The sequence below is a fragment of the Escherichia sp. HH26CH genome (genome assembly GCF_009820205.1).
In the GTDB taxonomy this organism is placed as follows: domain Bacteria; phylum Pseudomonadota; class Gammaproteobacteria; order Enterobacterales; family Enterobacteriaceae; genus Escherichia; species Escherichia coli_F.
The window spans coordinates 25,584-49,599 of the sequence record NZ_VNXM01000063.1 but is presented as its reverse complement, the minus strand read 5'-3'; the positions used below and the strand labels follow the sequence as shown (position 1 = coordinate 49,599).

Sequence of the window (24,016 nt, the reverse complement as noted above, 5' to 3'; positions counted from 1 at the left end):
CTGTTAGGGCGCGGCTGGTAACAGAGCCTTACAGGCGCATTTGAAAAACCTCCGGCTATGCCGGAGGATATTTATTAAGGTTAAATCACCGCCCATACGCACCAGGTAATTAAGAATCCGGTAAAACCGAGAATGGTCGTTAACACTGTCCAGGTTTTCAGACCGTCTGCTACCGACAACCCCAGATATTTGGTCACAATCCAGAACCCTGAGTCATTAATATGTGACGCACCAAGCCCACCAAAGCAGGCTGCCAGCGTCACCAATACGCACTGAATTGGATTCAATCCCATCACCGCTTCTGAGAGTAACCCGCCGGTTGTCAGGATTGCTACGGTTGCTGACCCCTGCGATGCACGCAGCGCCAGTGAAATAATAAATGCGGCTGGTAACAGAGGTAGGTCAATCATTTGTAACATGTTGGCAAGGGCTTTACCGACGCCCGATTCCACCAGCACTTTACCAAATACTCCTCCAGCACCAGTAACCAAAATCACTACCGCCGCAGTGGGAAGGGCAGAGCCCATAATGTCGCTGGTGTGTTGTAAGCTCCAGCCGCGACGTAAAGCCAATAACCAGAATGCCAGCACCAGCGCAATCATTAGGGCTACCATTGGTGAGCCGATCAACTGTAGCGTACCAAGCAGGGGATGCGAAGGCGGCATCAGTGTTGCAGAAACCGTACCCGCCATGATAATCGCGATAGGAATAACAATTAGCGAGGTGACCAGCGCGACGCCCGGTGGATTTATTTTATCGCTTAATTTTGTCGCGCCTTCCTCACTGGCCGGAGCCAGTTGCATCTGTTCCAGTACCTCGACCGACATCGCATACTGGCGCTTATTGATTATTTTCGCTGCAAAGTAGCCAACAATCCCTACGGGAATAGAAATCGCAATACCAATGATGGTTAGCCAGCCGATGTCTGCGTGGAGTAACCCCGCTGCGGCGACAGGGCCTGGATGCGGCGGTACCGCCACGTGAACAGTGAGCATGATCCCAGCGACAGGCAGGCCAAATTTGAGTGGTGATATTTTGGCAACCTTGGCAAAACCGTAAATGATTGGCGCAAGAATAATAAAGCCGACATCAAAGAAGACGGGAATACCGAGGAAGAACGCTGCCAGAGTCAGCGCAGCGATAGTTCGTTTGTCACCTAACTTGCGACTGAAATAATTAGCCAGTGACTCTGCACCACCAGAGTGTTCGATCATACGCCCCAGCATAGCGCCCAGACCAATAATAATAGTGACGGAACCAAGCACACCGCCCATCCCGGCGATCATCACTTTACCCACTTCGCCCGCCGGTATACCCGCCGCAAGTGCGACTAACAGGCTGACGAGGAGCAGAGCAACGAATGGTTGAACCTTTGCCTTGATGACCAGCAGCAACAGCATGATTACGCCAGCTAACGCAATGCATAACAAAGTAATTGTGGACATGGGAAACCCTGTCTGAAAGTTATAGTTAACCTACCCCATCCGTAGATGGGGGGATGTATGGGTACGTTGTAATTAGGGATTGAGCGAATTAGCGCCAGGCGTCAAACCAGCCAAGCCCTTCTTCGGTGAGGCCACGAGGTTTATATTCACAACCGATCCAGCCCTGATATCCCACCTCATCGAACAGGCGGAACAGCCACGGATAGTTGATTTCTCCATCGTCCGGTTCATGTCGATCAGGTAGTCCGGCAATTTGTACGTGCGCATATTTCCCGGCGTAGTCGCGGATTAAATGCGTCAGGTTGCCATCTACTTTTTGCGCATGAAAAGTATCTAGTTGAATAAACACGTTATCTCGCGCAACTTCTTCAACAATAGCCAGTGCCTGATACTGGCTGGAGAAGAGATAATGAGGCTTAACGCCGGGGCTGAGTGCTTCAACTAATATTCGCTTGCCGTGTGGCGCAAAGCGGTCGGCAGCGTAGCGGAGATTATCGATAAATACTGCCCTGTACCGTTCAGCATCTTCGCCAGCGGGCACGACGCCTGCCATCACATGGACTTGTTCACAATTGAGCGCCAATGCATATTCCAGTGCCAGGTCGATGTCTGCGTGTGCTTCGTGCTCACGTCCGGGAAGGGCGGATAATCCCCATTCCCCCGCATTAATATCTCCGGGAGCGGTATTGAACAGCGCCAGTGTCAGATGGTTTTGCTCCAGTTGCTTTTGGATTTGCAGGGTGGAGTAGTCATAGGGAAACAGAAATTCCACAGCATCGAACCCGGCTTTTCGCGCTGCGGCGAAGCGTTCAATAAAAGGCACTTCGGTGAACATCATGGATAAATTAGCTGCAAAACGAGGCATTGCATTAACTCCTTAATTCCGCAATTTCACCTGCGGTCAGATAACGGATCGGGCGGTCACCGAGAATAAAAATCAGCTTTGCCGTTTCCTCCAGCTCTTCCATATTGTTGGCGGCTTCTTGCAGGCTTTCACCGCAAACCACTGGGCCATGATTTGCCAGTAAAAAAGCCTGATTGTCTGCTGCCAGTTCCGCCAGATCCTGTGCGATGCGTTTATCGCCCGGTCGGTAATAAGGCACCAGCGGGATATTTCCCATCCGCATCACCACGTATGGTGTGAACGGACGAATAACGTTATTGCTGTTCAGCCCTTCCAGGCAGGAAAGCGCCGTCGACCACGTACTGTGCAAATGCACCACCGCTTTACAGCGCGGATTGTTGCGATACAGCGCCAGATGAAAGAGCACCTCTTTCGAGGGTTTGTCACCACTTAACCATTCGCCATCCGCGGTGACTTTGGAAAGCCGCTGCGGATCGAGGTTGCCCAGGCATGAACCTGTCGGTGTCGCCAGTAAATTCCCGTCAGGTAAAAGCAGCGACAGATTGCCAGCCGAACCGGTTGCATATCCGCGCTGAAAGAATGAACTGGCAATCCGCGTCATCTCCTCTCGCAAAGACTGCTCTACTTTTGCGAAATCGCTCATGATAAAAACTCTCTTTGGGCTCGTGAAAAAAAGGCTTCATCACCGAAGTTGCCAGATTTAAGGGCGAGTGAGACAGGCTTATCCAGTGCGTTTACCCACGGCACGCCGGGGGAAATGGTTGGGCCAATATGAAACCCTTTTATTCCCAGGCTCTGTGTGACTACGCCGGAGGTCTCACCGCCTGCGACAATAAAGCGTGTCACGCCTTCCGCTGCTAACCGCGCCGCTAGTTGAGAAAACAGTGTTTCTACTGCCTGACTGGCTTTTTGTGCACCGTATTGCTGTTGAATTGCTGCCAATGCATCAGTGCTGGCGGTGGCAAAAACCAGTGGAGCAAGTACACTTTCCTGGCCCAGAACCCACTCTGCCAGTTCGTGTGCATAAGCGGCCAGAGTTTCAATTGAGAGGCAGCGTGCCACATCAACTTCACGGGCTGGTGCAATTTGACGGTAATGTGCTACCTGGCGATTGGTCATTTGAGAGCATGAACCGGAGAGCACTACGCCGCGCCCAGCGAGCGGATGCCCTGCTTTGCGAGCCTGGTTACCGTTTTCTTGCGCCCACTGCCGGGCAAGGCCAATCGCCAGACCAGAACCGCCCGTTACCAGTGGGGCATCGCGCAAGGCTTCTCCCTGAATTTCCAGATGGTGTTCGGTCAGCGCATCAAGCACCGCGTAGCGGTAGCCCTCTTGCTGTAAGCGAGCCAGCTCTTGACGAACGGCATCCACACCTTGTTCGAAAACATGTGCCGAAACGACGCCGCAGCGCCCTGTGGATTGCGCTTCAACCAGACGGGGAAGATAGCTGTCGGTCATGGGATTTACCGGGTGATGGCGCATCCCGGATTCGGCCAGCAGTTGATTCATTACGAACAAATACCCCTGATAAACCGTACGTCCGTTGACCGGCAGGGCCGGAGAGAAGACCGTAAACGGCGTGTCGAGAGCATCCATTAATGCATCGGTAACCGGGCCGATATTACCTTTCGCCGTACTGTCGAAAGTAGAGCAGTATTTGAAATAGATCTGTTTGCAACCTTGCTGTTGCAACCAGCTCAGAGCCGCCAGCGATTGCTGTGTGGCTTCAACCACCGGACAGGAACGCGTTTTCAGGCTGATCACCAGTGCGTCGATTGCTTCCGGCATTTTACCTGTTGGAACACCGTTAATTTGTACCGTTGGTAGACCGTTTTCCACCAGAAAACTGGCGATATCCGTCGCGCCGGTAAAATCATCGGCGATAACGCCAATCTTGATCATGATTTCGCTCCCGGTAGAGTGATGCCAGAGAAAATCTTGATAACTGCGCTATCGTCTTCTTTCCCGTAACCCGCGTTACTGGCGCTGGTGAACATATTCAATGCTGTTGAGGCCAATGGCAGCGGGAAGTGCAGGGCTTTGGCTGTATCGGCAACCAGACCAAGATCCTTAACAAAAATATCGACGGCTGAATGCGGGGTGTAATCGCCATCCACCACATGACGCATCCGGTTTTCGAACATCCAGGAATTTCCGGCGGCATTGGTCACGACGTCATACATCACATCCAGCGGGATCCCCGCACGGGCTGCAAGTGCCATCGCTTCGGCTCCGGCAGCAATATGTACGCCCGCTAACAACTGGTGAATAATTTTTACGGTCGAACCTAGTCCCGGTTCTGCACCTATGCGATAAACTTTTCCGGCAACGGCTTCCAGCACGGGTGCCAGTCGTTCAAAGGCAATATCGCTACCGGAGGCCATGACAGTCATTTCACCGTTAGCGGCTTTTACTGCACCACCAGAAACTGGCGCATCCAGCATTTCCAGATCGAATCCAGCTAGAGCGGTAGCAATTTCTTGCGCATCAGCACTAGCGATAGTGGAAGAAACCATTACTGCCGTACCGGGTTTCAGATGTTGTGCAACGCCTGTTTCACCAAACAGCACCTGTTTAACCTGGGCCGCATTGACCACCAGCACCAGCAGAGCGTCCAGTTTTTCGGCAAACGTCGCGGCGTTATCAGAAACCCCGCAAGCACCTGCCTCTTTCAACGTAGCGCAGGCATTGCTGTTCAGGTCTGCGCCCCAGGTAGAAAGACCTGCGCGGACACATGACAGTGCTGCTCCCATTCCCATTGACCCTAAGCCAACGATACCGACATGAAACTCAGATCCCGTTTTCATCTGCTCTCCTTGTTAATTTAAGTGATATTTTGTTTGATATTGTGAATATAAGCGCTGGAAGATAACGATATGGTGAGCTGATTCACAAAAATTAACATTGTGTGTTATTTTATGTGAACTAAGCGTTAGTTGCGCCGCGCACGTTTCGCAGGCAAATAGCGTAGAATGTCAGCAGGACAAAGGAAGGAGCAAAAGTTGATACCCGTAGAGCGTCGCCAAATCATCCTTGAGATGGTAGCTGAAAAAGGCATTGTCAGTATTGCTGAACTAACGGACAGAATGAATGTGTCACATATGACCATTCGTCGGGATTTACAAAAACTGGAGCAGCAGGGAGCCGTTGTGCTGGTGTCCGGAGGCGTCCAGTCTCCGGGACGCGTGGCGCATGAACCTTCTCATCAAGTAAAAACTGCGCTGGCAATGACGCAAAAAGCGGCTATTGGCAAGCTGGCGGCAAGTCTTGTTCAGCCGGGAAGTTGTATCTATCTGGATGCGGGAACGACCACGCTAGCGATAGCACAGCATCTGATTCACATGGAGTCACTGACTGTGGTCACAAACGATTTCGTTATTGCGGACTACTTGCTCGACAACAGTAATTGCACAATTATTCACACTGGCGGTGCAGTGTGTCGGGAAAACCGTTCCTGTGTCGGGGAAGCCGCTGCGACCATGCTGCGCAGCCTGATGATTGATCAGGCTTTTATTTCTGCATCGTCATGGAGTGTGCGGGGGATTTCTACGCCAGCGGAAGATAAAGTCACGGTGAAACGGGCGATTGCCAGTGCCAGCCGCCAGCGAGTTTTGGTCTGTGATGCGACGAAATATGGTCAGGTGGCGACATGGCTGGCGTTACCATTAAGCGAGTTTGATCAGATTATTACAGACGACGGTTTGCCGGAGAGTGCCAGTCGCGCGCTGGCGAAGCAGGATCTCTCTTTGCTGGTAGCGAAAAATGAATAATGGCCTGCAATAACACCGGGTTACTCATGCTTCACAGAAGAAGCATGAGACTATTTTATTTTATAAAATGACAGGCGTCCGCTTTCCGGCGAACCGGTATCAATATAAACCTGGTTGGCGAATGTCTGGATGTTATCAAACATCATATGTCCGAAGATAAAGCAGTCGGCGCCGTTTATTTCCTGTAACTCGCCTTTGAGCGATTTCAGTACGCGATCAACAGGCCAGAGTAATTCTCTCTCCGCTATTTCTTTGCCAAAGAGATATTCATTCCCCGGATAATCTGCATGCGCGATGACATATTTTATTATGTCGTTAGTGATTTCAACAATATGTGGAAGATTATGAAAACGTAGCAATAGGTCTATTGCTTCTTTTTGTTCCGTATCACTTAACTCAAAGAACCAGTCGCCACCGCTGGCAAGCCACATATTGCCATCGCCGGTCGCGAACGCATCCAATGCCATCGCTTCATGGTTGCCTTTAACCGATGTAAACCAGGGCTGGTTTAGCAGGCGCAGCACGTTAAGACTCTCCGGCCCACGATCAATATTATCGCCGACAGAAATAAGTAAGTCGGTTTCAGGGCAAAAAGAGAGTTGATGTAAGCGGGATTGTAATAATTGATAGTCACCATGAATATCACCAACGGCCCATATATGGCGATAGTGATGGGCATTAATTTTTTGATAGCGTGTAGATGGCATGGTTTTACCCTGTAAAATAAGATTTTCTATTATACAGGGTATTTTTATTTGATTCGTCAGTTGTCGTTAATATTCCCGATAGCAAAAAACTATCGGGAATTGTTATTACACCAGACTCTTCAAGCGATAAATCCATTCCAGCGCCTGACGCGGGGTAAGTGAATCCGGGTCAAGATTTTCCAGCGCTTCGACCGCTGGCGAGGTTTCTTCCGGTACTGACAGCAAAGACATTTGCGTACCATCCACTTGCGTAGCGGCGGCGTTCGGCGAAATGCTTTCCAGCTCACGCAGTTTTTGCCGTGCGCGCTTAATCACCTCTTTTGGCACGCCCGCCAGAGCAGCAACCGCCAGGCCGTAGCTTTTGCTCGCCGCGCCATCCTGAACGCTGTGCATAAAAGCGATCGTGTCGCCGTGCTCCAGCGCATCGAGATGCACGTTGGCGACGCCTTCCATTTTCTCCGGCAGTTGAGTCAGTTCAAAGTAGTGGGTAGCAAACAACGTCAACGCTTTAATCTTATTCGCCAGATTTTCCGCGCACGCCCATGCCAGCGACAGACCATCGTAAGTGGACGTTCCGCGCCCAATCTCATCCATCAACACCAGGCTGTACTCCGTGGCGTTATGCAGAATATTGGCGGTTTCGGTCATCTCCACCATAAAGGTTGAACGCCCGGATGCCAGATCGTCAGCCGCGCCTACACGGGTAAAGATACGGTCGATCGGGCCAATCTCGACTTTTTGCGCCGGTACGTAGCTACCGATGTAGGCCATCAGCGCAATCAACGCGGTCTGGCGCATATAGGTACTTTTACCGCCCATGTTCGGACCGGTGATGATCAACATGCGGCGCTGCGGCGACAGGTTCAGCGGGTTGGCGATAAACGGCTCATTCAGTACCTGTTCAACCACCGGATGGCGACCTTCGGTAATGCGAATGCCCGGTTTATCAATGAAGGTCGGGCAGGTGTAGTTCAGGGTATAGGCCCGTTCCGCCAGGTTTACCAGTACGTCGAGTTCTGCCAGTGCGCTCGCGCTCTGTTGCAACGCTTCCAGATGCGGCAACAACAGGTCGAACAACTCTTCATAAAGCTGTTTTTCCAGTGCCAGCGCTTTACCTTTCGAGGTGAGTACTTTGTCTTCATACTCTTTTAGCTCTGGAATAATGTAGCGTTCGGCGTTTTTCAGCGTCTGGCGACGCATATAGTTGATGGGTGCCAGATGGCTTTGTCCACGGCTAATCTGAATGTAATAACCATGCACCGCGTTAAAGCCGACTTTCAGCGTGTCCAGGCCGGTACGTTCACGCTCGCGAACTTCCAGACGCTCCAGATAATCTGTCGCGCCGTCAGCCAGCGCTCGCCACTCATCCAGCTCTTCGTTATAGCCTGATGCGATAACACCACCGTCGCGTACCAGCACCGGCGGTGTGTCGATGATTGCTCGCTCCAGCAGATCGCGCAGCTCGGCAAACTCGCCCATTTTCTCACGCAGCGCCTGTACCGGTGCACTAGCGACATTTTCTAACTGTGCACGCAGCTCCGGCAGTTGCTGGAAAGCGTGACGCATACGGGCCAGATCGCGTGGGCGGGCAGTCCGTAAAGCCAGACGTGCCAGAATACGTTCCAGGTCGCCGACCTGACGCAGTACCGGCTGCAGCTCAGCGGTGAAATCCTGCAATGCGCCAATAGTTTGCTGGCGCTCAAGCAACACGCGGGTATCGCGCACTGGCATATGCAGCCAGCGTTTCAGCATTCGACTCCCCATCGGCGTTACAGTGCAGTCGAGCACGGAAGCCAGTGTGTTTTCCGCACCGCCCGCCAGGTTCTGGGTAATTTCCAGGTTACGACGCGTCGCGGCATCCATAATGATGCTGTCCTGCTCACGTTCCATAGTGATAGAACGAATATGCGGCAGAGTCGTACGTTGCGTATCTTTCGCATACTGCAACAGACAACCGGCGGCACAAAGTCCGCGCGGCGCGTTCTCGACGCCAAAACCGACCAGATCGCGGGTGCCAAATTGTAGATTCAACTGCTGGCGCGCGGTGTCGATTTCAAACTCCCACAGCGGACGACGACGCAAGCCGCGACGACCTTCAATTAACGACATTTCAGCAAAATCTTCTGCATACAGCAGTTCCGCCGGATTAGTGCGTTGCAGTTCTGCCGCCATCGTTTCGCGGTCAGCCGGTTCGCTCAGGCGAAAACGACCAGAACTGATATCCAGCGTCGCATAGCCGAATCCTTTGCTGTCCTGCCAGATAGCAGCCAGCAGGTTGTCCTGACGCTCCTGCAACAGCGCTTCATCGCTGATGGTGCCCGGCGTAACGATACGCACAACTTTGCGCTCAACCGGACCTTTGCTGGTCGCCGGATCGCCAATTTGTTCGCAGATGGCAACGGACTCGCCCTGATTCACCAGTTTGGCGAGGTAGTTTTCCACCGCATGGTAGGGAATCCCCGCCATCGGGATCGGCTCGCCCGCTGAAGCGCCGCGTTTGGTCAGTGAAATATCCAGCAGTTGTGACGCACGTTTTGCGTCGTCATAAAACAGTTCGTAAAAGTCACCCATCCGGTAGAACAGCAGGATCTCGGGATGCTGGGCTTTCAGCTTGAGATACTGCTGCATCATTGGCGTATGGGCGTCAAAATTTTCTATTGCACTCATGGGGTTATGTCCGGTTCCCTGATATTAAATGGGGTGTGATGGTTTTTATTTTCGTTGTAATCACATAAGGCGCACATGATACCGGAGTTAATCATTTCAGGGGAAGAAGCGAACGGCGAGTTCTTGATGGTGATTCCGGGAAAGATGCTGTTTTGCAGCTTTTGCGTGATGCTTATGAAGCAAGTACGCAAAATTGTATCAGTTGGCGAACCCTTCTTCTTCAGAGCCATAGTCCCCTTTCAAATTAAGTTGTAATATAAATACATCTTAATGAGGTGGAGGCAGCATGTCCGGCAAGCGTATCTCTCGTGAAAAATTGACGATTAAAAAAATGATCGATCTTTATCAAGCGAAATGCCCGCAGGCGTCAGCGGAGCCGGCGCATTACGAGGCATTGTTTGCTTATGCGCAAAAACGGCTGGATAAATGTGTGTTCGGCGAAGACAAACCCGCCTGTAAGCAGTGTCCGGTGCACTGTTATCAGTCTGCAAAGCGTGAAGAGATGAAACAGATTATGCGTTGGGCCGGGCCGCGCATGCTGTGGCGTCATCCGATCCTAACCGTACGCCATCTCATTGATGACAAGCGTCCGGTGCCGGAGTTGCCAGAAAAATATCGCCCGAAAAAACCTCGTGAATAGTATACCGGACAGGCAGATCTGTCCGGCACCTCATGCAGTTAAACCAATGCCGATTTATCAATCCCCAGTCGTTTCATCCGTGATAGCAGTGTGGTGCGTTTTAGTCCCAGACGTTGCGCCGCGCCTTTCGGCCCGGCAACCACGCCGTTAGTCTCTTTTAATACACGCACAATTAGCTGATATTCATCTTCGCCCTCCTGAGCGACGACCGTTGCAGCCGGCGGCGTTTTAGGTTCCGGTAAAGCAATATCAGGCAATGACAGCTGCAGCACGTTGCCACGTGTCAGCAATACCGCGCGCTCAATGACGTTTTCCAGCTCGCGTACGTTACCTGGCCACTCCATATTGCTCAACGCGCGCAATGTTTCGGCAGGAATGCTGTCGATATTACGCCCCAGACGGCGGGCAATTTTAAAAGTAAAGGCTTTCGCCAGCAGCGGAATATCTTCCGGACGCTCGCGTAGTGGCGGCAGGTGGATCGGGAATACGTTCAGACGGTAATAGAGATCGCTACGGAACTCGCGGTCGGCAACCATTTTTTTCAGATCGCGGTTAGTCGCGGCAATTAAACGCACGTCCGTCTGTATAATTTTATTACTGCCGAGACGTTCAAACTCCTGTTCCTGTAATACACGCAGCAACTTCGGTTGTAACTCCAGCGGCATATCACCCACTTCATCGAGGAACAGGGAGCTTTTATCCGCCAGTTCAAAACGACCGATACGCTGGGCGCTGGCTCCGGTAAACGCACCACGCTCATGGCCAAACAGATCGCTTTCCAACAATCCGGCAGGCATCGCCGCGCAGTTCATTTTTACCATGCGGCGATTATTACGCCCACTGAGATTATGGATCGCGCGGGCAATCAGCTCTTTACCAGTGCCAGTTTCACCGAGGATCAGAACTGTACTGTCACTTTGTGCCACCATTTCAACTTGTTTAAGCACGCTGTACATGGCTTCACTGCGACCAATAATCTCGCCAAATTCACTATCAACATTGTTGAGCTGCTCGGTCAGGGCGAGATTTTCATCAACCAGTCGTTCTTTCAGACGATGAATTTCCTGATAGGCAAGGGCGTTATCGACAGCGATTGCCACACGTTCGGCAATCTGGCGCAGTAAATTCAGATTGGTCGTGGTAAACACTTTCTCTTCGCATTGCGCCAGTTTCAGCACGCCCAGCATGGTGTCGCCAGACATCAGCGGTAACAGGCACAAGGTTTGAATCTGGTTGCCCCAGGTGTCGAACAACATGCGTTCGTAGGGGGCTAAATTATCTCGCTCGTGGAGATTAATCAGCAGCATCTCTTTGCTTTTAAACACGCGTTCGGTGAGGGTTCCAGCTTCATCGACTTCGCTCTGTTCGTGAGCGGGATGCTGTTTATCAAGATAGTGAGTGGAGTAGATGTTGAGTTTGTTTTTACGGTGGCTGCGTAAGACGATGCTGATATCGTCAATGTCGAAATAGTAATGGATTTCTTTGGCGACTTCGCTGACCAGTTCGTCCATATCCAGGCGAGAAAGCACCGCGTTGGTGATGGCAACCAGGATGCGGAAGTTATCGCGTTCCCTGCATAACAACTCATAGTCGACATTATTGACGACGCGGCTCTGGATTTGTTCGGTGACGACAGAAATGATCTGCGTAAAAGTTTGCAGGCGATTGAACTCTTTTTCACTCCACGGGCGATCGTCATAACGAATAAATTCACAGCCACCAAAAATATGCCCTTCCGCCGCCAGTGGCATCAGGCAATAGTGACCAAATTTGGGGTATAGCCCACCAGCGGCCAGCTGCGGCCAGGTTTCACAAAATTCTTCGTAACTGCAATGTAGTGTATCAGGGCGCGACAAAATGCTGCGCACTGGACCGTGTGCCAGAACAGTTTCGTCTTCATAATTTATGGGGGTGTCTTTTTCACGCGACGCGTAATAAGACGCACGTTGAGTCTGCGCTTGCCACAACACAATAGCTGCATTGTCGGCGAGCGCAGAACGCTTTACCAATTGCGAAAGAGCCTCACACAGCGAGGCCAGATCGGGCTGCTGCAATAGTGTCCGAGTGATGTCGAACAACCCTTGTTGTCCGAGATCACTCATCGGTGTATATGACATTTTGTTCTTCCAGGAAAGCACCGCAAAGCGGTGCAAAAGGTCATTGACTAACTATAGGAGATTTAGAATTTTATTAGCATATACGCGGAAGCGGTTCGGCGTGTGGTAAATCGAGGGTTCGTTTCACGCCATACAGACCGGCAAGACGAACACCTTTACGTTCCACCACTTCACCAATCAGCGCCGCGTCTTTCCCCAGTGGATGGGAATGTAACGCCGCCAGCACTTGCTCTGCTGCGTTGCGTTCAACGGCGATCACCAGTTTGCCTTCGTTGGCAAAGTTAAGGGCGTCCAGCCCCAGCAGTTCGCAAACGCCGCGCACGGCAGGTTTAACCGGCAGTGCCGCTTCTGAAATTTCAATACCACAACCGCAGGCTGCCGCGAACTCATGAACTACCGCGTTCACTCCACCACGGGTGGCGTCACGCAGTGCCTTCACACCGGGAATATCACGCAGCGTCTGGATGAGCGGCGTCAGCACTGCGCAGTCGCTGACCAGTTCGCCATCCAGCCCCAGTTGCTCGCGCAGATTAAGAATAGTTGCTCCGTGGTCGCCGAGAGTTCCACTCACCAGCAGAACATCGCCTGCGGTTAGCGTCTGTGCGCCCCAGTGAATATTCGCCGGGATCGCGCCCATGCCAGCGGTGTTGATAAACAGTTTATCTGCCGCGCCGCGTTGCACCACTTTAGTGTCGCCAGTAACGATGGCAATGCCTGCCGCGCGGGCGGTTTCTGCCATGCTGGTCACCACGGCTTTTAGCGTCTCCATCGGCAATCCCTCTTCGAGGATAAAGCCACAAGAGAGATAGCGCGGAATAGCGCCACTGACCGCAACGTCATTCGCGGTGCCACAAATCGCCAACTTGCCAATATTGCCACCAGGAAAGAACAGCGGGTCGATGACGTAGCTGTCGGTGGAGAACGCCAGACGGTCGCCTTCTGCCACCAGCTGCGCCAGCTCAAGGCGCGCCTGGTCTTCCTGTTCTGCCAGCCACGGATTGGCAAAAGCTTCCATAAATAGGCTGTTGATTAATTGCTGCATCGCCTGGCCGCCGCTGCCGTGGGCGAGTTGGATATTATTCACGCTTCACTCTCCTGCTGACGATACTGATACCACGCGGCGCATGCTCCTTCGGAGGAAACCATCAGCGCGCCAAACGCGGTTTGAGGATTACAGGTGTTACCAAACAGCGGGCATTGATGCGGCTTACATTTGCCCGTCAATACTTCGCCACAACGTGCGCGCGGGTCATCGCAAACCTGCTGCGGTGCCGGGCGGAAATGCGCTTCGGCGTCAAATCGTTGATAGTCTGGCGTCAGGTGTACACCAGAAGATTCAATCACGCCTAAGCCGCGCCATTCGCTGTCGCCGTTGACGCAGAACACATCGGCAATCGCCTGTTGCGCCAGCAGGTTACCGGCATCCGGCACCACCCGCCGATACTGATTTTCTACCTTGCTGTGGGCCGCTATTTTCTGCTCCACCAGCATGACCACGCCTTGCAGTAGATCAAGCGGTTCGAAACCAGCCACCACCAGCGGACGATGAAAATCGCTGGCGATAAAATTATAGGCGTCGGTGCCGATAACCATACTGACGTGGCCCGGCGCGAGGAACGCATCGATACCGTTATCCGGCTGTTCCAGCAAACTGCGTAGCGTTGGGATCAGCGTAATATGCTGGCAGAAAAAGTAAAAATTTTGCACATCGCGGGCTTTCGCCTGTTGCAGAGTGATGGCCGTCGTCGGCATGGTGGTTTCAAACCCTAAGCCGAAGAACACCACTTTACGAGTTGGATTCTCCTGCGCCAGTTTCAACGCATCCATTGGCGAGTAAACGATGCGCACATCGGCACCGCGCGCTTTTGCCTGTAACAGCGACCCTTGTTTCCCTGGTACGCGCATGGCGTCGCCAAAGGTACAGAAGATGACTTCCGGATGGCTGGCAATCTCCACGCAGGTGTCGATTCTTCCCATCGGCAGTACACATACCGGGCAACCCGGACCGTGGATAAACTCAACGTTTTCCGGCAGTAACTGGTCGAGGCCGAATTTAAAAATGGCGTGGGTATGACCGCCGCACACTTCCATAATCCGCAGAGGGCGTTCAGCGGTGTAAGAGAGATGTGAAGCACGTTCGCGTAGATGCTCAATTAACTGCATCACCTGTTCCGGCGCGCGATATTCATCAACAAAACGCATTATTTTTCCTCGCCATACAACAGCGCGCCGACATCCGGCTCAACGTCAAACATGTTTTGTAAGGCGTCGAGGGTGTCGCGCGCTTCGGCTTCATTAATTACGCTCATGGCAAAGCCAACGTGAACCAGTACCCACTGGCCCACGCGTGGCTGACCGTTTTCATCGCAGCTGCCGACTAACGTTAGATCGACGTCGCGCTGAATACCGCAGACGTCGACTTTCGCCTGGTTGCCGTCAATGGTGCGGATCTGGCCGGGAACGCCTATGCACATCGCTGTGTCTCCAGCCAGTTCAGCCACTGGTCCATCCCTTCGCCGCTGGTGGCGGAAATAAGGATGATTTCAATTTCTGGATTGACTTCGCGGGCGCAGGCGATGCACTTCTCAACGTCGAAATTGAGATACGGTAGCAGGTCAACTTTGTTGAGCAGCATCAGTGAGGCGGCGGCAAACATATGGGGATATTTCAGCGGTTTGTCTTCACCTTCGGTAACAGAAAGCACCGCCACTTTGTGTTTTTCACCGAGATCGAAGCTCGCCGGACATACGAGGTTGCCAACGTTTTCGATAAACAGAATACCGTTATCGTCCAGTGGCAGGCGCGGCGCGGCGTCGGCAATCATCTGTGCGTCAAGATGGCAACCTTTACCGGTATTCACCTGAATCGCTGGCGTGCCGGTAGCGCGAATGCGCGCGGCATCGTTCACGGTTTGCTGGTCACCTTCAATAACTGCGCACGGAACGCTATCTTTCAGGCGCATTAAGGTTTCCGTCAGCAGGGTGGTTTTACCGGAACCAGGGCTGGAAACCAGGTTGAGCACCAGTTGCTTACGGGCAGCAAAGCGCGCGCGGTTGCGTTCAGCCAGACGGTTGTTTTTGTCCAGCACGTCAATTTCGACTTCCAGCATCCGACGCTGGCTCATGCCCGGCGCGTGAGTGCCCGCTTCGCCATGACCGTAATGCAGGTCGCCTTCTTCAGTCTGGCTGGGGGTAAATTCAGGCGCTTTAATGCCGGTGATTTTCATCTTCGGGCGTGCCGCCGGGGCAAATGGCGCGCTACGAAACGCGGAATGAGGGTTATGTTCATCACCCTCGATATACAGGTTGCCTTCACCGCAACCGCATGTTGTACACATCGCTCACTCCTGGTCTATTTCTATCCGCCGAATCTGTAAACCGTCGTCTGCCACAATCTGTAGCATGTCACCATGACACTGTGGACAGCGGCGGACGCGCTGGGTCAGTAGCGTCACATACTGTTGGCATGTTTCACACCAGCATTCGGCCTCTTGTTCTTCGAGGTGCAGTTTACAACCTTCCGCTACGCTGCCGCGGCAAACCAGATCAAAACAAAAGGCAAGAGAGCTGGTTTCGACACAAGAAAATGCGCCAATTTTGAGCCAGACCCCAGTTACGCGTTTTGCACCGTGTTTTGCGGCCTGCTGTTCGATCAATTCCAGTGCCCGTTGGCAGAGGGTTATTTCGTGCATATCGCCTCCCATTAACTATTGCCAGCTACAAGCAATAATTGTGCCAGTGTTGATTATCCCTAAAGTGAATAATGTCGATGATGTCGAAATGACACGTCGACACGGCGACGAAATTCACCAGAATCCTAAAAATCTCTTTTATAACAATAAATTAAAAGTTGGCACAAAAAATGCTTAAGGCTGGCATCTCTGTTAAACGGGTAACCTGACAATGACTATTTGGGAAATAAGCGAGAAAGCCGATTACATCGCACAGCGGCATCGTCGCCTACAGGACCAGTGGCATCTCTACTGCAATTCGCTGGTTCAGGGGATCACGTTATCGAAAGCGCGCCTGCATCACGCCATGAGCTGTGCGCCAGACAAAGAACTCTGTTTCGTCCTTTTTGAACATTTTCGCATTTACGTCACCCTGGCGGATGGCTTTAACAGCCACACCATCGAGTATTACGTCGAAACGAAAGAGGGTGAAGAAAAACAGCGGATTGCGCAGGCACAATTGAGCATTGACGGAATGATAGATGGCAAGGTCAACATCCGCGATCGCGAACAGGTACTGGAACACTATCTCGAAAAAATCGCTGGCGTTTACGACAGCTTATACACCGCCATTGAAAACAATGTACCGGTGAATTTAAGCCAACTGGTAAAGGGACAAAGCCCGGCGGCATGAGCTGAGGCTTTGCCCGTTTTGCAGGCGTTACGCCTGTTTGGGGATGGGCGTGTCGATGAGTGTCGAAAATGACATTTCATCGGCATGTTTTCGTCAAAAATGACAATCACCTGAGGAATGCCTGGTGAATCGTTTTGTAATTGCTGACTCCACGCTCTGTATCGGCTGCCACACCTGTGAGGCCGCCTGTTCAGAGACGCATCGCCAGCACGGCCTGCAATCAATGCCGCGCCTGCGAGTGATGCTAAATGAAAAAGAATCTGCGCCGCAGCTCTGTCACCACTGTGAAGATGCGCCCTGTGCGGTGGTCTGCCCGGTTAACGCTATCACCCGCGTTGATGGGGCAGTGCAGCTGAATGAAAGCCTGTGCGTAAGCTGCAAACTGTGCGGCATCGTCTGCCCGTTTGGCGCAATCGAATTTTCCGGCAGCCGTCCGCTGGATATTCCGGCAAACGCCAATACTCCGAAAGCACCACCGGCACCGCCTGCTCCGGCGCGTGTCAGCACGTTGCTTGACTGGGTGCCGGGTATTCGCGCGATCGCCGTCAAATGTGACCTCTGTAGCTTTGATGAACAAGGTCCAGCCTGCGTGCGGATGTGCCCAACCAAAGCCCTGCATCTGGTGGATAACACCGATATCGCCCGCGTCAGCAAGCGTAAGCGTGAGCTGACCTTTAACACGGACTTTGGCGATCTCACCTTGTTTCAGCAGGCTCAAAGTGGAGAGGCTAAATGAGCGCAATTTCCCTGATCAATAGCGGCGTGGCGTGGTTTGTTGCCGCCGCTGTTCTGGCATTTCTCTTTTCTTTTCAAAAGGCGTTAAGCGGCTGGATTGCCGGAATTGGCGGCGCGGTGGGTAGCCTGTATACGGCAGCCGCAGGCTTCACTGTGCTGACTGGCGCGGTTGGCGTGAGCGGCGCGTTGTCGCTGGTAAGCTACAATGTGCAAATCTCTCCGCTTAATGCGATTTGGCTGATAACCCTCGGCCTGTGCGGTCTGTTTGTCAGCCTTTACAACATTGACTGGCATCGCCATGCGCAGGTGAAGTGTAACGGCTTGCAGATCAATATGTTGATGGCTGCTGCCGTCTGTGCCGTCATTGCCAGCAATCTGGGCATGTTCGTAGTAATGGCAGAAATCATGGCCCTGTGTGCGGTGTTCCTCACCAGCAACAGCAAAGAGGGCAAACTGTGGTTTGCGCTGGGGCGTCTTGGCACTCTGCTGCTGGCGATTGCCTGCTGGCTGCTGTGGCAACGTTACGGCACGCTGGATCTGCGCCTGCTGGATATGCGCGTGCAGCAACTGCCGCTCGGTTCCGATATCTGGCTGCTCGGCGTTATTGGCTTTGGCCTGCTGGCCGGGATTATCCCGCTGCACGGCTGGGTGCCACAGGCTCATGCTAACGCCTCTGCGCCAGCTGCCGCGCTGTTTTCCACGGTGGTGATGAAAATTGGCCTGCTGGGTATTTTAACCCTGTCTCTGCTGGGCGGTAATGCGCCGCTGTGGTGGGGAATTGCACTTCTGGTACTCGGCATGATCACCGCGTTCGTCGGCGGTCTGTATGCGCTGATGGAGCACAACATTCAGCGTTTGCTGGCTTACCACACTCTGGAAAATATCGGCATCATCCTGCTGGGGCTGGGCGCTGGCGTAACGGGTATCGCGCTTGAACAACCGGCGCTGATTGCCCTTGGCCTGGTCGGTGGTCTGTACCATCTGCTTAACCATAGCCTGTTCAAGAGCGTACTGTTCCTCGGGGCTGGGAGCGTCTGGTTCCGTACCGGTCATCGCGATATCGAAAAACTCGGCGGTATTGGCAAAAAAATGCCGGTTATCTCCATCGCCATGTTGGTCGGTCTGATGGCAATGGCTGCGCTGCCACCGCTGAACGGTTTTGCCGGGGAATGGGTTATCTATCAATCCTTCTTCAAACTGAGCAATAGTGGCGCGTTTGTTGCTCGTCTTCTCGGGCCGCTGCTCGCCGTGGGGCTGGCAATTACCGGTGCGCTGGCAGTGATGTGTATGGCGAAAGTTTATGGCGTTACTTTCCTTGGCGCGCCGCGTACCAAAGAAGCCGAAAACGCCACCTGTGCGCCGCTCCTGATGAGCGTAAGCGTAGTGGCACTGGCGATTTGCTGCGTGATTGGCGGTGTTGCTGCGCCGTGGCTGCTGCCGATGTTGTCTGCTGCCGTACCTCTGCCGCTGGAGCCTGCTAATACAACCGTTTCTCAACCAATGATCACGTTGCTGCTGATTGCCTGCCCGCTGCTGCCATTCATCATTATGGCGATTTGCAAAGGTGACCGTCTGCCGTCGCGTTCCCGCGGCGCGGCCTGGGTGTGCGGCTACGACCATGAAAAATCAATGGTGATTACCGCTCACGGTTTTGCCATGCCGGTGAAACAGGCATTTGCGCCAGTGCTGAAACTGCGCAAATGGCTGAATCCGGTGTCGCTGGTACCAGGCTGGCAGTGCGAGGGGAGTGCGTTGCTGTTCCGCCGGATGGCGCTGGTTGAACTGGCGGTGCTGGTGGTGATTATTGTTTCACGAGGAGCCTGAGAATGAGTGTTTTATATCCGTTAATTCAGGCGCTGGTGTTATTTGCCGTTGCGCCGCTGCTCTCCGGTATTACCCGCGTGGCGCGCGCCCGCTTGCATAACCGTCGCGGGCCGGGCGTGTTGCAGGAGTATCGCGACATTATCAAACTGCTGGGTCGTCAGAGCGTTGGTCCCGATGCCTCCGGCTGGGTGTTCCGCCTGACACCGTACGTAATGGTTGGCGTCATGTTGACTATCGCTACCGCGCTGCCGGTAGTGACTGTCGGTTCTCCGCTGCCGCAACTGGGGGATTTGATCACTTTACTGTATCTCTTCGCCATTGCGCGTTTCTTCTTTGCCATTTCTGGTCTGGATACCGGTAGTCCGTTTACTGCTATTGGCGCGAGCCGTGAAGCGATGCTGGGCGTGCTGGTTGAACCGATGCTGCTGCTTGGTCTGTGGGTCGCCGCGCAGGTGGCCGGTTCCACCAATATCAGCAACATCACCGACACCGTTTATCACTGGCCGCTGAGCCAGAGCATTCCGCTGGTGCTGGCACTTTGTGCCTGCGCGTTCGCCACCTTTATCGAAATGGGCAAACTGCCGTTCGACCTGGCGGAAGCCGAGCAGGAGCTGCAGGAAGGTCCGCTCTCTGAGTACAGCGGCAGCGGCTTTGGCGTCATGAAATGGGGTATCAGCCTGAAACAGCTGGTGGTGTTACAGATGTTCGTCGGGGTGTTTATTCCGTGGGGACAAATGGAAACCTTCACTGCCGGTGGGCTGCTGCTGGCGCTGGTGATTGCCATCGTCAAACTGGTGGTCGGCGTACTGGTTATCGCGCTGTTCGAAAACAGCATGGCCCGTCTGCGTCTTGATATTACTCCACGCATTACCTGGGCTGGTTTTGGCTTTGCATTTTTAGCGTTCGTCTCCTTGCTGGCGGCGTGATTAAAGAGAGTTTGAGCATGTCTGAAGAAAAATTAGGTCAACATTATCTCGCCGCGCTGAATGAGGCATTTCCGGGCGTCGTGCTGGACCACGCCTGGCAGACCAAAGATCAGCTGACTGTCACCGTGAAGATGAACTATCTGCCGGAAGTGGTGGAGTTCCTCTACTACAAGCAGGGGGGCTGGCTGTCGGTGCTGTTTGGTAACGACGAACGCAAACTGAATGGTCATTACGCCGTTTACTACGTGCTGTCGATGGAGAAGGGCACCAAGTGTTGGGTAACTGTTCGCGTCGAAGTTGACGCCAACAAACCAGAATATCCGTCCGTGACGCCGCGCGTTCCGGCGGCGGTGTGGGGCGAGCGTGAAGTGCGCGATATGTACGGTTTGATTCCGGTAGGGCTTCCGGATGAACGCCGTCTGGTGCTGCCGGATGACTGGCCGGATGAACTCTACCCGCTGCGTAAAGACAGCATGGATTATCGTCAACGTCCGGCACCAACTACTGATGCTGAAACCTACGAGTTCATCAACGAACTGGGCGACAAGAAAAACAACGTCGTGCCGATTGGTCCACTGCACGTCACTTCTGACGAACCGGGCCACTTCCGTCTGTTCGTCGATGGCGAAAACATTATCGACGCCGACTACCGCCTGTTCTATGTCCATCGCGGCATGGAAAAACTGGCGGAAACCCGCATGGGTTACAACGAAGTGACCTTCCTCTCCGACCGTGTGTGCGGGATCTGCGGCTTCGCCCACAGCACCGCTTACACCACGTCGGTGGAAAACGCGATGGGTATTCAGGTGCCAGAACGTGCGCAGATGATTCGCGCCATTTTGCTGGAAGTGGAACGCCTGCACTCGCATCTGCTCAACCTTGGACTTGCCTGCCACTTCACTGGCTTTGACTCCGGTTTTATGCAGTTCTTCCGCGTGCGTGAAACCTCCATGAAAATGGCGGAGATCCTTACCGGTGCGCGTAAAACTTACGGCCTGAACCTGATCGGCGGGATTCGTCGCGATCTGCTGAAAGATGACATGATCCAGACTCGCCAGCTGGCGCAACAGATGCGTCGTGAAGTGCAGGAGCTGGTGGATGTGCTGCTGAGCACACCGAACATGGAACAGCGCACTGTCGGCATTGGTCGTCTGGACCCGGAAATTGCCCGCGATTTCAGTAACGTTGGCCCGATGGTCCGTGCCAGCGGTCACGCCCGCGATACCCGTGCCGATCACCCGTTTGTTGGTTATGGCCTGCTGCCAATGGAAGTCCACAGCGAGCAGGGCTGCGACGTGATTTCCCGTCTGAAAGTGCGTATCAACGAAGTCTATACCGCGCTGAACATGATTGACTACGGTCTGGATAACCTGCCTGGCGGCCCACTGATGGTGGAAGGCTTTACCTACATTCCACACCGTTTTGCGCTGGGCTTTGCCGAAGCGCCGCGTGGCGATGATATCCACTGGAGCATGACCGGCGACAACCAGAAGCTGTACCGCTGGCGCTGCCGTGCCGCGACCTACGCGAACTGGCCGACCCTGCGCTACATGCTGCGCGGCAACACCGTTTCTGATGCGCCGCTGATTATTGGTAGCCTGGACCCTTGCTACTCCTGTACCGACCGCATGACCGTGGTCGATGTGCGTAAGAAGAAGAGCAAAGTGGTGCCGTACAAAGAACTTGAGCGCTACAGCATTGAGCGTAAAAACTCGCCGCTGAAATAAGGAATCGCCATGTTTACCTTTATCAAAAAAGTCATTAAAACCGGCACGGCGACCTCGTCTTACCCGCTGGAGCCGATTGCGGTTGATAAAAACTTCCGTGGTAAGCCAGAGCAGAACCCGCAGCAGTGCATCGGCTGCGCAGCCTGCGTCAATGCCTGCCCGTCAAACGCCTTAACCGTTGAAACTGATCTTGCCACCGGTGAGCTGGCATGGCAGTTCAATCTCGGTCGCTGCATCTTCTGTGGACGTTGCGAAGAAGTCTGCCCGACGGCGGCAATCAAACTGTCGCAAGAGTACGAACTGGCGGTGTGGAAGAAAGAAGATTTCCTGCAACAGTCTCGCTTCGCGCTGTGCAACTGCCGCGTCTGTAATCGTCCTTTCGCCGTCCAGAAAGAGATCGACTACGCCATTGCGCTGCTTAAGCACAATGGTGACAGCCGCGCGGAAAACCACCGCGAAAGCTTTGAGACTTGCCCGGAATGTAAGCGCCAGAAATGCCTGGTGCCGTCCGACCGTATTGAACTGACTCGCCATATGAAAGAGGCCATCTGATGAGCAATTTATTAGGCCCCCGTGACGCCAACGGCATTCCGGTCCCGATGACGGTGGATGAATCCATCGCCAGTATGAAGGCGTCGTTACTGAAAAAAATCAAACGTTCTGCCTACGTTTACCGCGTGGACTGCGGCGGCTGCAACGGCTGCGAAATTGAAATTTTCGCTACCTTATCGCCGCTGTTCGATGCAGAACGCTTCGGCATTAAAGTTGTGCCGTCTCCGCGTCATGCGGATATTTTACTGTTTACCGGCGCGGTCACCCGTGCAATGCGATCCCCTGCGCTGCGTGCGTGGCAGTCCGCGCCGGACCCGAAAATCTGTATCTCCTACGGCGCCTGCGGTAACAGCGGCGGGATCTTCCACGATCTCTACTGCGTGTGGGGTGGTACGGATAAAATCGTCCCGGTGGATGTCTACATTCCGGGGTGCCCGCCAACGCCTGCCGCCACGCTGTACGGCTTTGCAATGGCGCTCGGCCTGCTGGAGCAGAAAATTCACGCCCGTGGGCCGGGTGAACTGGATGAACAACCGGCAGACATCCTGCATGGCGATATGGTGCAGCCGCTGCGTGTAAAAGTCGATCGCGAAGCACGCCGCCTGGCGGGTTATCGTTACGGTCGCCAGATTGCCGATGATTTCCTGACGCAGTTAGGGCAGGGTGAAGAGCAGGTTGCACGCTGGCTGGAAGCGGAAAACGATCCGCGTCTGAACGAGATTGTCAGCCATCTGAATCATGTTGTTGAAGAGGCGCGTATTCGATGAGTGAAAAGGTGGTGTTCAGTCAACTGAGCCGTAAATTTATTGATGAGAACGATGCTACGCCCGCCGAGGCGCAGCAGGTGGTCTATTACAGCCTGGCGATTGGTCACCACCTTGGGGTTATCGATTGCCTGGAAGCCGCGCTCACCTGCCCGTGGGATGAATATCTGGCATGGATTGCCACTCTGGAGGCGGGCAGTGAAGCCCGCCGTAAAATGGAAGGCGTGCCGAAATATGGTGAGATCGTTATCGACATTAACCATGTGCCGATGCTGGCCAACGCATTCGATAAAGCCCGGGCAACGCAAACTTCGCAGCAGAAAGAATGGAGTACCATGCTGTTAAGTATGCTGCATGATATTTATCAGGAAAATGCCATCTATTTGATGGTGAGGAGACTGCGTGACTGACGTTTTACTCTGTGTTGGCAATAGCATGATGGGCGATGATGGCGCAGGTCCGCTGCTGGCGGAAAAGTGCGCCGCCGCGCCGAAAGGTAACTGGGTGGTGATTGACGGCGGTAGCGCACCGGAAAACGACATTGTCGCCATCCGTGAACTGCGCCCTACGCGACTGCTGATTGTCGACGCCACTGATATGGGGCTAAACCCCGGCGAGATCCGCATCATCGACCCGGATGACATCGCCGAGATGTTTATGATGACTACCCATAACATGCCGCTGAACTACCTTATCGACCAGTTAAAAGAAGACATTGGCGAAGTGATTTTCCTCGGCATCCAGCCGGATATCGTCGGTTTTTACTACCCGATGACCCAGCCGATTAAAGACGCCGTAGAAACCGTTTATCAACGACTTGAAGGCTGGGAAGGGAATGGTGGATTTGCGCAGTTAGCGGTGGAAGAAGAGTAGTTTTTCAGTAAGGAATTCAGGGAATTGAAAATCAGAACAG

Annotated in this window: 25 protein-coding genes; 12 read left to right on the top strand and 13 right to left on the bottom strand. The window is 53.5% G+C overall.

Annotated features, from left to right (window positions below):
* Positions 1 to 80 precede the first annotated feature (80 nt).
* The 5 genes from FQ015_RS19510 to ltnD all read right to left on the bottom strand — a co-directional run bounded on the left by FQ015_RS19510 (position 81) and on the right by ltnD (position 5,117).
* Positions 81 to 1,445: a GntP family transporter gene (locus FQ015_RS19510; protein ID WP_000104432.1), complete on the bottom strand. Its 1,365-nt coding sequence runs from the start codon at positions 1,443 to 1,445 to the stop codon at positions 81 to 83.
* An 88-nt stretch (positions 1,446 to 1,533) separates the two neighbouring features.
* Positions 1,534 to 2,310 carry an HPr family phosphocarrier protein gene (locus tag FQ015_RS19505; protein ID WP_001136925.1) on the bottom strand — a complete coding sequence of 259 codons (777 nt, stop codon included), beginning with the start codon at positions 2,308 to 2,310 and terminating at the stop codon, positions 1,534 to 1,536.
* A 4-nt stretch (positions 2,311 to 2,314) separates the two neighbouring features.
* Positions 2,315 to 2,953 (bottom strand): 3-oxo-tetronate 4-phosphate decarboxylase, encoded by a 639-nt coding sequence (gene otnC / locus FQ015_RS19500; protein WP_160524394.1) that lies wholly within the window; start codon positions 2,951 to 2,953, stop codon positions 2,315 to 2,317.
* Positions 2,950 to 4,212, bottom strand: coding sequence for a 3-oxo-tetronate kinase (gene otnK / locus FQ015_RS19495; RefSeq protein ID WP_001613685.1), 1,263 nt, complete (start codon positions 4,210 to 4,212; stop codon positions 2,950 to 2,952). Before otnK ends, otnC begins: the two co-directional genes overlap by 4 nt.
* Complete coding sequence (gene ltnD, locus FQ015_RS19490) at positions 4,209 to 5,117, bottom strand: L-threonate dehydrogenase (RefSeq protein ID WP_000847985.1); 909 nt, start codon at positions 5,115 to 5,117, stop codon at positions 4,209 to 4,211. Before ltnD ends, otnK begins: the two co-directional genes overlap by 4 nt.
* A gap of 195 nt (positions 5,118 to 5,312) precedes the next feature.
* On the opposite strand from ltnD, the gene ygbI reads away from it, so the two are divergent.
* Positions 5,313 to 6,080: a DNA-binding transcriptional repressor YgbI gene (gene ygbI / locus FQ015_RS19485; protein WP_001295181.1), complete on the top strand. Its 768-nt coding sequence runs from the start codon at positions 5,313 to 5,315 to the stop codon at positions 6,078 to 6,080.
* 50 nt (positions 6,081 to 6,130) lie between these two features.
* Here the strand turns inward: ygbI and pphB are convergent, their stop codons facing one another.
* Positions 6,131 to 6,787 (bottom strand): protein-serine/threonine phosphatase, encoded by a 657-nt coding sequence (gene pphB / locus FQ015_RS19480; RefSeq protein WP_046081189.1) that lies wholly within the window; start codon positions 6,785 to 6,787, stop codon positions 6,131 to 6,133.
* Positions 6,788 to 6,892: 105 nt separating this feature from the next.
* Positions 6,893 to 9,454: a DNA mismatch repair protein MutS gene (mutS, locus tag FQ015_RS19475; RefSeq protein ID WP_105267251.1), complete on the bottom strand. Its 2,562-nt coding sequence runs from the start codon at positions 9,452 to 9,454 to the stop codon at positions 6,893 to 6,895.
* 75 nt (positions 9,455 to 9,529) lie between these two features.
* Between mutS and FQ015_RS19470 the strand changes: the two genes are divergently transcribed.
* The gene (locus tag FQ015_RS19470; RefSeq protein WP_032303651.1) at positions 9,530 to 9,709 is read left to right on the top strand and encodes a hypothetical protein; all 180 of its coding nucleotides are present in this window, start codon (positions 9,530 to 9,532) and stop codon (positions 9,707 to 9,709) included.
* A gap of 31 nt (positions 9,710 to 9,740) precedes the next feature.
* The gene (locus FQ015_RS19465; protein WP_105272169.1) at positions 9,741 to 10,094 is read left to right on the top strand and encodes a nitrous oxide-stimulated promoter family protein; all 354 of its coding nucleotides are present in this window, start codon (positions 9,741 to 9,743) and stop codon (positions 10,092 to 10,094) included.
* Positions 10,095 to 10,132: 38 nt separating this feature from the next.
* On the opposite strand, the gene flhA is transcribed toward FQ015_RS19465, so the two are convergent.
* The 6 genes from flhA to hypA all read right to left on the bottom strand — a co-directional run bounded on the left by flhA (position 10,133) and on the right by hypA (position 15,902).
* Positions 10,133 to 12,211 (bottom strand): formate hydrogenlyase transcriptional activator FlhA, encoded by a 2,079-nt coding sequence (gene flhA, locus FQ015_RS19460; RefSeq protein WP_115738170.1) that lies wholly within the window; start codon positions 12,209 to 12,211, stop codon positions 10,133 to 10,135.
* A gap of 73 nt (positions 12,212 to 12,284) precedes the next feature.
* Positions 12,285 to 13,295 (bottom strand): hydrogenase maturation carbamoyl dehydratase HypE, encoded by a 1,011-nt coding sequence (hypE, locus tag FQ015_RS19455; protein WP_001059968.1) that lies wholly within the window; start codon positions 13,293 to 13,295, stop codon positions 12,285 to 12,287.
* Entirely contained in the window at positions 13,292 to 14,413 is a 1,122-nt protein-coding gene (hypD, locus tag FQ015_RS19450; protein ID WP_001212982.1) for a hydrogenase formation protein HypD, read from the bottom strand. Before hypD ends, hypE begins: the two co-directional genes overlap by 4 nt.
* On the bottom strand, positions 14,413 to 14,685 hold the full coding sequence (gene hypC / locus FQ015_RS19445; RefSeq protein WP_000334881.1) for a hydrogenase 3 maturation protein HypC: 273 nt from the start codon (positions 14,683 to 14,685) through the stop codon (positions 14,413 to 14,415). The genes hypD and hypC overlap by 1 nt, the downstream gene beginning before the upstream one ends.
* Positions 14,676 to 15,548 carry a hydrogenase nickel incorporation protein HypB gene (gene hypB, locus FQ015_RS19440; RefSeq protein WP_000337665.1) on the bottom strand — a complete coding sequence of 291 codons (873 nt, stop codon included), beginning with the start codon at positions 15,546 to 15,548 and terminating at the stop codon, positions 14,676 to 14,678. The genes hypC and hypB overlap by 10 nt, the downstream gene beginning before the upstream one ends.
* 3 nt (positions 15,549 to 15,551) lie before the next feature.
* On the bottom strand, positions 15,552 to 15,902 hold the full coding sequence (gene hypA, locus FQ015_RS19435) for a hydrogenase maturation nickel metallochaperone HypA (protein ID WP_001299100.1): 351 nt from the start codon (positions 15,900 to 15,902) through the stop codon (positions 15,552 to 15,554).
* Between the two features lie 211 nt (positions 15,903 to 16,113).
* Between hypA and hycA the strand changes: the two genes are divergently transcribed.
* From hycA to hycI, 9 genes are all read left to right on the top strand, one after another.
* Positions 16,114 to 16,575 carry a formate hydrogenlyase regulator HycA gene (gene hycA, locus FQ015_RS19430; RefSeq protein ID WP_000158081.1) on the top strand — a complete coding sequence of 154 codons (462 nt, stop codon included), beginning with the start codon at positions 16,114 to 16,116 and terminating at the stop codon, positions 16,573 to 16,575.
* 124 nt (positions 16,576 to 16,699) lie between these two features.
* Positions 16,700 to 17,311: a formate hydrogenlyase subunit HycB gene (gene hycB / locus FQ015_RS19425; protein WP_115738167.1), complete on the top strand. Its 612-nt coding sequence runs from the start codon at positions 16,700 to 16,702 to the stop codon at positions 17,309 to 17,311.
* Entirely contained in the window at positions 17,308 to 19,134 is a 1,827-nt protein-coding gene (hycC, locus tag FQ015_RS19420) for a formate hydrogenlyase subunit 3 (protein WP_160524393.1), read from the top strand. The genes hycB and hycC overlap by 4 nt, the downstream gene beginning before the upstream one ends.
* Positions 19,135 to 19,136: 2 nt before the next feature.
* Positions 19,137 to 20,060 carry a formate hydrogenlyase subunit HycD gene (gene hycD / locus FQ015_RS19415; protein WP_000115224.1) on the top strand — a complete coding sequence of 308 codons (924 nt, stop codon included), beginning with the start codon at positions 19,137 to 19,139 and terminating at the stop codon, positions 20,058 to 20,060.
* 17 nt (positions 20,061 to 20,077) lie between these two features.
* Positions 20,078 to 21,787, top strand: coding sequence for a formate hydrogenlyase subunit HycE (gene hycE / locus FQ015_RS19410; RefSeq protein ID WP_105276645.1), 1,710 nt, complete (start codon positions 20,078 to 20,080; stop codon positions 21,785 to 21,787).
* Between the two features lie 9 nt (positions 21,788 to 21,796).
* Positions 21,797 to 22,339 (top strand): formate hydrogenlyase subunit HycF, encoded by a 543-nt coding sequence (hycF, locus tag FQ015_RS19405; protein ID WP_000493799.1) that lies wholly within the window; start codon positions 21,797 to 21,799, stop codon positions 22,337 to 22,339.
* Positions 22,339 to 23,106, top strand: a complete 768-nt coding sequence (hycG, locus tag FQ015_RS19400) for a formate hydrogenlyase subunit HycG (protein ID WP_039021017.1) — start codon at positions 22,339 to 22,341, stop codon at positions 23,104 to 23,106. Before hycF ends, hycG begins: the two co-directional genes overlap by 1 nt.
* On the top strand, positions 23,103 to 23,513 hold the full coding sequence (gene hycH / locus FQ015_RS19395; RefSeq protein ID WP_001291923.1) for a formate hydrogenlyase assembly protein HycH: 411 nt from the start codon (positions 23,103 to 23,105) through the stop codon (positions 23,511 to 23,513). Before hycG ends, hycH begins: the two co-directional genes overlap by 4 nt.
* Entirely contained in the window at positions 23,506 to 23,976 is a 471-nt protein-coding gene (gene hycI, locus FQ015_RS19390) for a hydrogenase maturation peptidase HycI (protein WP_000132961.1), read from the top strand. Before hycH ends, hycI begins: the two co-directional genes overlap by 8 nt.
* Positions 23,977 to 24,016 lie beyond the last annotated feature (40 nt).